Consider the following 1,392-nt stretch of genomic DNA (forward strand, 5'->3'; position numbering starts at 1 on the left):
GGCTCTGTCGCATTCTTCGTGATGTTCAGTTTCCTTGTAGCAGTGTGCGTTTCCTGAGTAGGTCGAGGTTGGCTCGTCCGAACATTTGGCGTTTGAGCATTTTGATGCGGTTGACGTGGCCTTCGACGGGGCCGGAGCTGTAGGGCAGGGTGAGCCCGTTGCGGACAGCATCGATGTCGCGGCGGAGGTTGCGAGCGAACGAGGCGATGGCCGTGAGTGAGTCCTTTCCGACGGCGCTGATCCAGGCGTCGAGGCGGTGGCCTTCGAGCCGGGTCATCATGACCGCGAAGTCCTTGACATGGCCGGTGAGCCGGTTCAGGTCTTTACTGATCTTTCGGATCTTCGCCAGGCCGGCGAGGTCTTTCTGTTCGAGGTTGTCTGGATCGGACATTATCCAGCGAGTGATGTCGCGAACCGAGGGCGGACGCGGTGATGGCACCGCGATTTGGCTTGTCCCAGTGCGGAATCGACGCAGATAGCGTTGAACCTGCTGTTCGGTTCCGGTGTATCCCTGCGGGGTGATCTCTCGCGTGAGCTCGGCAGCGTTGCGGATCCCGTCGTTCCAGCGCCGATGCAGGTACTCGTAGTAATCATCGAGGATGCTCGAGCGCTGCTGGTTCTTGGCGATCAGCGGATCGACTGTGGTGGCGTTGGCGAATTTGCGCACCGTCGCTGGATGCAAACTCAGTTCACGACTTATCGCAGCGTTGCTGAGCCCCTGCTGCCGGAGCCGGTGAACAGCGGCGTGATGCTGACGGAATCGGGTGACGACCTTCAACTCGCGGTGGTCGATGATCGGGGGTGTTTGACCGGAACGTTGGAAGTCGGCCTGCGCAGCCAGGACCGCGGCAAGGTCACGGCGGGCCGCGGACACGTCTTTCTCGACGGCCTGGCCGAGGTTGTGCCAGAGATGGAACCTATCGGCGACCTGCAGAGCATCTGGTGCCCCCTGCCGGATTCCCTCGGCATAACCGCCAGCGCGGTCTCGGCAGACGATCTGGGGTCGCGTTCGCTGCCTGAGCCAAGTGGCCAGGGCCTCGCCGTCGCGGCCGTCGATGAGATCGACCGGCCTTCGGGTCTCGAGGTCGACCATGACAGTGCCGTAGCGGTGTCCTCGGCGGGTGGCGAAGTCGTCGACGCCGAGCACAACGATCGTGCCCGGAGGTGGGTCCGGCAGTCGGCGGACCAGCCGAAGCAGTGTGTCTCGACCGGCGGACATCCCCAAACGACCTGCCAGTCGCGCACCGGCCCGACCGGCCAGCTCCAACCCTATCGCGGCCAGCATCGATGTCGATTGGTCAGTTCGGCGCGACCACTTCATGGTCAGTCCGTCGACCTGTTCAGCGAAAGTCCTTGCCGCGCAATTGGAGTTCGGGCAAAAGAACCGACGCA

The 1,392-nt window shown here is 62.9% G+C and carries 1 protein-coding gene; it reads right to left on the reverse strand.

Annotated features, from left to right (window positions below):
• Positions 1–25: 25 nt before the first annotated feature.
• The coding region (locus ACIA8C_RS43055; RefSeq protein ID WP_397145299.1) for an ISL3 family transposase at positions 26–1,392 on the reverse strand (1,367 nt) is incomplete at its 5' end.

The organism is Nocardia sp. NPDC051321 (genome assembly GCF_044455225.1).
Classification (GTDB): Bacteria; Actinomycetota; Actinomycetes; order Mycobacteriales; family Mycobacteriaceae; genus Nocardia.